Here is a 6,872-nt window from a genome sequence, read left to right as displayed (position 1 = left end):
GGCCCCAACGCCGTGCTCTACGAGATCGACCCGGCCGCCGCCCATGTCGCGGCGCTCTCCGTCGGCCCCACCGGCATAGACGCCGTGGTGGCCGACATCACCGGCACGGTGGTCGGCTCCTGCCGCGTGGAGGCCGAGGCGGTCGCCGAGGACGTGCGCCACCGCACCGCCCAGCTCGTCGCCGAGGCCGTGGACGGTGCCCTGCGTCCGACCGGTCTCGGCCATGACGACCTCGACGGCGTGGTGGTGGGCACCCCGGGCGCCATCGATCCGCACACCGGGCAGCTGCGTTACGCGCCGCATCTGCCCGGCTGGCACTCCCGCACACTGCTGGCGGACCTCGCCGAGGTGGTCGGCAGGCCGGTCGTCATCGAGAACGACGTGAACCTCGCCGCCGTCGCCGAGCAGTACGAGGGCGCGGCGCAGGACCACGACCACTTCGTGCTCGTCTGGCTCGACGAGGGCGTGGGCGCCGCGATCGTGCTGGGCGGCACCCTCCTGCGCGGCGCCACCGGCGGCGCGGGGGAGATCGGCTACATGCCGCTCCCCGGCGCCCCGCTCGCCCGGGGCGGTGCGGCCGGCCGGGCGGGCCCCGGCGCGGACGGCGGCTTCCAGAGCCAGGTCTCCGTCCCCGCCGTACGCGGCCTGGCCGGAGGCAGACCACTGGCCGACGCGCTCGCCGACGCGCGCGTGCGCGCCGAGGTCGCCCGCAGGCTGGCCGTCGGCATCTCCTCCGTCGTCGCCGTGGTCGACCCCGAGCTGGTCGTCCTCTCCGGTCTCGTGGCCCAGGCCGGCGGGGAGGAACTCCGCAAGCAGGTCGAGACCGAGCTGACCGGTCTGGCACTGCCCCGGCCGCTGCTGCGCGTCAGCGACATCGAGGGCGACCCGATCCTGACCGGCGCCCTGCGCACGGCCCTCACCCAGGCGCGCGACAGCGTCTTCGACACCGCCTGAACCACCCGGCGCCCCACCGTGCCGCCCGTACCCGGCGGTGCGTACGGCACCACCGTGCCCGGCGGTCCCCGCCCCGCTCCCCTGCTCCCCTCCCCCGTCGCGAAGGAGATCCGCCATGCCGCTGTGGCGCATTCGTACCCGCGTGCCCCTGGCGCTCGGCGCAGCCGCGCTGCTGCTGTCCGGCTGCGCCAATCCGAGCACCGGCAGCAGCACCGACGACCCCACGAAGCCGGTCACGCTGAAGTTCTGGCACGGCTGGTCGGCGCCCGGCGAGGTCGAGGCGATCGACGAGAACATCGCCCGCTTCGAGAAGCTCCACCCCAACATCGACGTCGTCCCCACCGGCAATGTGAGCGACGAGACGATCAACCAGGCACTGCGCGCCGGGGGCGGCGACGCGCCCGACGTCGTCACCTCGTTCACCACCAACAACGTCGGCCAGTACTGCTCCTCGGGCATGTGGGCGGATCTCGACCCCTTCCTGAGGAAGAGCGGGATCGACAAGACGAAGGTCTTCCCGAAGACCCTGCTGGACTACACCCGGTACGAGGGGGTCCAGTGCGCGATGCCGCTGCTCGCCGACGCGTTCGGCATGTACTACAACAAGGACGCCTTCGAGGCCGCCGGGATCGGCCGGCCTCCGCGCACCATGTCCGAGATGAAGGCCGCCGCCGCAAAACTGACGCGGAAGAAGAAGGACGGCTCCCTGGAGCGCGCGGGCTTCATGCCCAACTTCCAGCTCTACCAGAACTCCCCCGACCGGATGTTCGCGCAGTGGGGGCCCGCGTACTTCGACGGCGAGGGCAGGGCGAAGCTCGCCGACGAGCCCAGGACCGAGGAGTTCTTCGCCACCATGCGCGGCCTCGCCGACGCGCAGGGCGGGCACGACGCCCTGGAGAGGCTCCGCGCCGGCTTCGGTGACGAGATGTCGTCCCAGAACGGCTTCCTGACCGGCAGGCTCGCCATGCATCTGGACGGTGAGTGGCGCGGGCTGATGCTCGACGAGGCCGAGGCGGAGTTCGACTGGGGGGTCGCCCCGCTGCCGGTCCCGGACGACCAGGCGGAGACGTACGGACGCGGGTACCTGACGGGCACCGTGGCGGGCATCGCGCACAGCAGCATGCATCAGAACGCGGCGTGGGAGCTGGTGAAGTACCTGACGACCGACACCGGGGCGGTCGTCGGCTTCGCCAACGCGATCCACAACGTGCCGTCCACCTTCGAGGCGCTCAAGTCACCGGACCTGGACGCCGATCCGGCCTTCCGGACCTTCATCGGGATCGCGCGGAACCCGTACAGCCAGGCCGTTCCTCCTTCGGACAACGGCGGCCAGTACCTCACCTCGTTCAAGGACTTCGCGCACTCCGTCGAAGCGGGCAGGACCAAGGACCTCCACCGGGCCCTGAAGGAACTCGACGAACAGATCGACGCCGACAACCTCCAGTCGGAAAACTGAGGAGCCGAGTCATGGCGCTTTCCCTCTCCACCCCGGCGGAATCCGCCGGGCGGGCGGCCGGGCCGGCCCCCCGCACCTCCCCTCTGCGGCGCAAACGGAACCGCGAGCGGCTGCGCACGCTGGGATTCCTCTCACCCTGGCTGGTCGGCTTCTCGGTCTTCTTCGGATACCCGCTGATCGCGACCGTCTACTTCTCGTTCATGCACTACAACCAGATCAAGGAGCCCACGTTCGTCGGGCTGCGGAACTGGAGGTACGTGCTGGAGCAGATGCCTCTCTTCGGGCCCGCGCTGGGGAACACGCTGTGGCTGGTCGTCGTGATGGTCGCCCTGCGCGTGGTGTTCGGCCTCGGTGTCGGCCTGCTGATCACGAAGATCAAAACGGGCGTCGGACTGTTCCGCACGGCCTTCTACATCCCGTACCTGGCCCCGCCGGTCGCGGCCACCGTCGCCTTCGTCTTCCTCCTCAACCCGGCCACCGGACCGGTCAACGAGGTGCTCTCGTGGATCGGCCTGCACGGCCCGAACTGGTTCAACGACCCGGACTGGTCGAAGCCCTCTCTGGTGCTGCTCTCCCTGTGGGGCATCGGCGACCTGATGGTCATCTTCATGGCCTCGCTGCTGGACGTGCCGAAGGAGCAGTACGAGGCCGCCGAGCTGGACGGCGCGGGTGCCTGGACGAAGTTCCGCTTCGTCACCTGGCCCGCCATCACCCCGATCGTGCTGTTCGCCGTCGTCACCGGCGTCGTGCAGACGATGCAGTACTACACGCAGGCCCTCGTGGCGGGAAAGCTCGCCTCGGGCGTCTCCATCGGCCCCGGCACGGTGATCCAGCCCGGCTATCCGGAGCACTCCACCCTGACCGTGCCGCAGCTCGTCTATTCGATGGGCTTCCAGAACTTCAACACCGGTGCCGCGTGCGTGCTCTCCCTCGTGCTCTTCGCCATTGCCATGGCCGTCACCCTTCTGCTGATGCGCAAGAGCGTCGGCCTCGTCCCGGCGGAGGACTGAGATGACCACCACCACCCTGACCAGGCCGGAAGCCGCCGTGCCGGACCGCCCGAGCGGCCGGGACACGACAAGGCACCGCCGTAAGCGCGTCCTCCACTGGATCGCGGTGCACTCCGTGGCCGTCGCGCTCGCCCTGTTCTTCGTCCTGCCGTTCGTCTTCGTCCTCCTCACCTCGGTGATGAGCGACGGGCAGGCGATGAGCGGTGACCTGTGGCCGGATTCCTGGAACTGGTCGAACTACGCGACCGTGTTCCGCACCCCCGGGTTCCTCGACTGGTGGCGCAACTCGCTGATGTACGCGCTGCTGGGCACCGTGTTCACGGTGTGCTCGTCGGTGCCGGTCGCCTACGCCCTGGCCAAGTTCCGCTTCCGGGGCCGGCGCACCGCGATGATCCTCGTCGTCTCCACGATGATGCTGCCGCCGCAGGTCATCGTCATCCCGATGTACCTGGTGTGGGCGCAGCAGTTCCACCTCTCGGGCTCGCTGTGGCCGCTGATCATCCCCATGGCGTTCGGCGACGCCTACTCGATCTTCCTGCTGCGGCAGTTCCTGCTCACCATTCCGCAGGAGTACATCGAGTCGGCGAAGGTCGACGGCTGCGGGGAGCTGCGCACGCTGCTCAGGATCGTCGTGCCGATGGCCAAGCCGGGCATCGCCGCCGTGGCGCTCTTCCAGTTCTTCTACTGCTGGAACGACTACTTCGGCCCGCAGATCTACGCCGCGCAGAATCCCGGCGCCTGGACACTGAGCTACGGCCTGGAGTCCTTCAAGAGCGCCCACTCGGTCAACTGGAACCTGACCATGGCCGCGACGCTGCTCGTCATGGCGCCGGTCGTCCTCGTGTTCTTCTTCGCACAGAAGGCCTTCGTAGAAGGCGTCACCCTCACCGGAGTAAAGGGCTGAGAAGCATGAAACTCGCAGTAGTGGGCGGCGGGTCCACCTACACCCCCGAACTGATCGACGGTTTCGCGCGGCTGCGGGACACCCTGCCGGTCGAGGAACTGGTGCTCGTCGACCCGGCGGCCGACCGGCTGGAGCTGGTCGGCGGCCTGGCGCGGCGGATCTTCGCCAGACAGGGCCATCCGGGAAGGATCGTCACCACGTCCGACCTGGACGCCGGGGTCGCGGACGCCGACGCGGTGCTGCTCCAGCTCCGCGTCGGCGGGCAGGCCGCCCGCAACCAGGACGAGACCTGGCCGCTCGAATGCGGCTGCGTCGGCCAGGAGACGACCGGCGCGGGCGGTCTGGCGAAGGCGCTGCGCACCGTCCCGGTCGTCCTCGACATCGCCGAGCGGGTGCGCCGTGCCAGTCCCGACGCGTGGATCATCGACTTCACCAACCCGGTCGGGATCGTCACCCGGGCGCTGCTCCAGGCCGGGCACAAGGCCGTCGGCCTGTGCAACGTGGCGATCGGCTTCCAGCGCAAGTTCGCCGCGCTCCTCGATGTGACGCCCGCCGAGGTGCACCTCGACCATGTCGGGCTCAACCATCTGACGTGGGAACTCGGGGTGCGGCTGGGCGGCCCGGACGGAAAGGACGTCCTGCCGGAGCTGCTCGCGCAGCACGGGGACGCGATCGCCGGCGACCTGCGCATGCCCCGGCAGATCGTCGACCGGCTCGGCGTGGTCCCCTCGTACTACCTGCGGTACTTCTACGCGCACGACGAGGTCGTCCGGGAGCTCGGTACGAAGCCCTCCCGGGCGGCCGAGGTCGCCGCGATGGAGAAGGAACTCCTGGAGATGTACGGCGATCCGGCGCTGGACGAGAAGCCCGCGCTGCTGGGCAGGCGGGGCGGCGCCTTCTACTCGGAGGCGGCCGTGGACCTGGCGTCCGCACTGCTCGGCGGGAGCGGCTCCGCGGTGCAGGTGGTCAACACGTACAACAAGGGGACGCTGCCCTTCCTGCCGGACGACGCGGTGATCGAGGTCCAGGCCCGGGTCGACGGCTCGGGCGCGGCTCCGCTCGCCGTGCCCGCGCTGGACCCGCTGTACGCCGGGCTGATCGGGCACGTCACGGCGTACGAGGACCTGGCCCTGGAGGCCGCGTTGCGCGGCGGCCGTGAGCGGGTGTTCAAGGCGCTGATGGCGCATCCCCTGGTCGGCCAGTTCGAGTACGCCGAGGCGCTCACCGACAAGCTGATCGCGCACAACCGGGAGCACCTGGCGTGGGCCTGACCGCACATGTGCTCGCGATCGACGCGGGCAACAGCAAGACCGACGTGGCCGTGATCGGTGCCGACGGCACGGTGCTGGGCACCGCGCGCGGTGGCGGCTTCCAGCCGCCGGCCGTCGGGGTCGAGGCGGCCATGGACGGGCTGGCCGAGGCGGTCCTGCCCGCACTCGCGCAGGCCGGGGCGACCGGCGTCGCGCATGTCTCGGCCTGTCTCGCCAACGCGGATCTCCCGGTCGAGGAACGGGAGTTGACCGAGGCCCTGCTCGGCCGCGCGTGGGGCCGCACCGTGGAGGTGCGCAACGACACCTTCGCGATACTGCGCGCGGGGGCCGACGAGCCCCGGGGGGTGGCCGTGGTGTGCGGGGCGGGCATCAACTGCGTCGGGATGCGGCCGGACGGAGCGACCGCCCGCTTCCCGGCGATCGGCCGGATGTCCGGTGACTGGGGCGGCGGTTCGGGGCTCGCGGAGGAGGCGATGTGGTTCGCGGCGCGGGCCGAGGACGGCCGCGGTGAGCCGACCGAGCTGGCGCGGACCCTGCCGGGGCACTTCGGCCTCGACTCGATGTACGCGCTGATCGAGGCACTGCACCTGGGGCACCTCCCGTACGCGCGCCGGCACGAGCTGACGCCGGTGCTGTTCTCCACCGGCGCGGCCGGTGACCGCGTCGCGCGTGATCTGGTGAACCGGCTCGGGGACGAGGTCGTGACGATGGCCTCGGTCTCGCTGGCCCGGCTCGGCCTGCTGGAGGAGGAGGTGCCGGTGGTGCTGGGCGGCAGTGTGCTGGCGGCCCGTCACCCGGCCCTGGACGACCGGATCGCCGGTCTCCTCGCCGTGCGCGCCCCGAAGGCGGTCGTCCGGGTCGTGACGGCTCCGCCGGTGCTGGGCGCCGCACTGCTGGGCCTGGACCGCACGGGCGCCGCCCCTGAGGCGCACGACAGGCTGCGGGCACAGTACGCCTGAGGACCTGCGGCTGTGGGCGTCCCCCGGCGGTTCCCGCCGGGGGACGCCCCTCGCGTGAGGGAACCGATCGGACGTTTCTGACGTATTCATGGTGGGGGAGACGGTCCGCACCGGGGGCCTCGCGGCCCGTCCGGCCGATCGCCTTGACCGTCGGCGCCGGCCGGGTCCGGGGACCGGCGCGGGATCCGGGCATTCCTGGTGAATGGCGGTCCCTGGGTCCATACTTCTGGCCAGGATCAGACATCCCCCGGTCGGCCGGGGGGGATCCGGCCGTCGTCGGTGACCGAGGGGGAGGTCGAGTGGCATACCCGCCGAGCG

6 protein-coding genes are annotated in these 6,872 nt (G+C 70.9%); all 6 read left to right on the top strand.

The features are described 5' to 3' along the window. Positions 1-954: ROK family protein (locus tag VN520_RS06195; RefSeq protein ID WP_325745827.1), on the top strand; the 954-nt coding region annotated here is incomplete at its 5' end. Between the two features lie 115 nt (positions 955-1,069). After that, positions 1,070-2,410 (top strand): ABC transporter substrate-binding protein, encoded by a 1,341-nt coding sequence (locus VN520_RS06190; protein ID WP_325745826.1) that lies wholly within the window; start codon positions 1,070-1,072, stop codon positions 2,408-2,410. An 11-nt stretch (positions 2,411-2,421) separates the two neighbouring features. Next, a complete protein-coding gene (locus tag VN520_RS06185) occupies positions 2,422-3,420 on the top strand; it encodes a sugar ABC transporter permease (RefSeq protein ID WP_325745825.1) in 999 nt (332 codons plus the stop codon). A 1-nt stretch (position 3,421) separates the two neighbouring features. Further along, a complete protein-coding gene (locus VN520_RS06180) occupies positions 3,422-4,324 on the top strand; it encodes a carbohydrate ABC transporter permease (RefSeq protein WP_325745824.1) in 903 nt (300 codons plus the stop codon). Between the two features lie 5 nt (positions 4,325-4,329). Further along, complete coding sequence (locus tag VN520_RS06175) at positions 4,330-5,595, top strand: 6-phospho-beta-glucosidase (RefSeq protein ID WP_325745823.1); 1,266 nt, start codon at positions 4,330-4,332, stop codon at positions 5,593-5,595. Then, on the top strand, positions 5,586-6,554 hold the full coding sequence (locus tag VN520_RS06170; RefSeq protein WP_325745822.1) for an N-acetylglucosamine kinase: 969 nt from the start codon (positions 5,586-5,588) through the stop codon (positions 6,552-6,554). Before VN520_RS06175 ends, VN520_RS06170 begins: the two co-directional genes overlap by 10 nt. The last annotated feature ends 318 nt before the right edge of the window (positions 6,555-6,872 follow it).

This window comes from Streptomyces sp. (assembly GCF_035563135.1).
Taxonomy (GTDB): domain Bacteria; phylum Actinomycetota; class Actinomycetes; order Streptomycetales; family Streptomycetaceae; genus Streptomyces.
Note: the sequence above shows the minus strand (reverse complement) of the source record. Positions and strands in the feature narration are given on the sequence as shown.

Excerpts from the sequence above, each read along its gene's own strand:
- VN520_RS06190 (WP_325745826.1), top strand. The coding sequence starts at position 1,070 with ATGCCGCTGTGGCGCATTCGTACCCGCGTGCCCCTGGCGCTCGGCGCA.
- VN520_RS06175 (WP_325745823.1), top strand. The coding sequence starts at position 4,330 with ATGAAACTCGCAGTAGTGGGCGGCGGGTCCACCTACACCCCCGAACTG.
- VN520_RS06185 (WP_325745825.1), top strand. The coding sequence starts at position 2,422 with ATGGCGCTTTCCCTCTCCACCCCGGCGGAATCCGCCGGGCGGGCGGCC.
- VN520_RS06180 (WP_325745824.1), top strand. The coding sequence starts at position 3,422 with ATGACCACCACCACCCTGACCAGGCCGGAAGCCGCCGTGCCGGACCGC.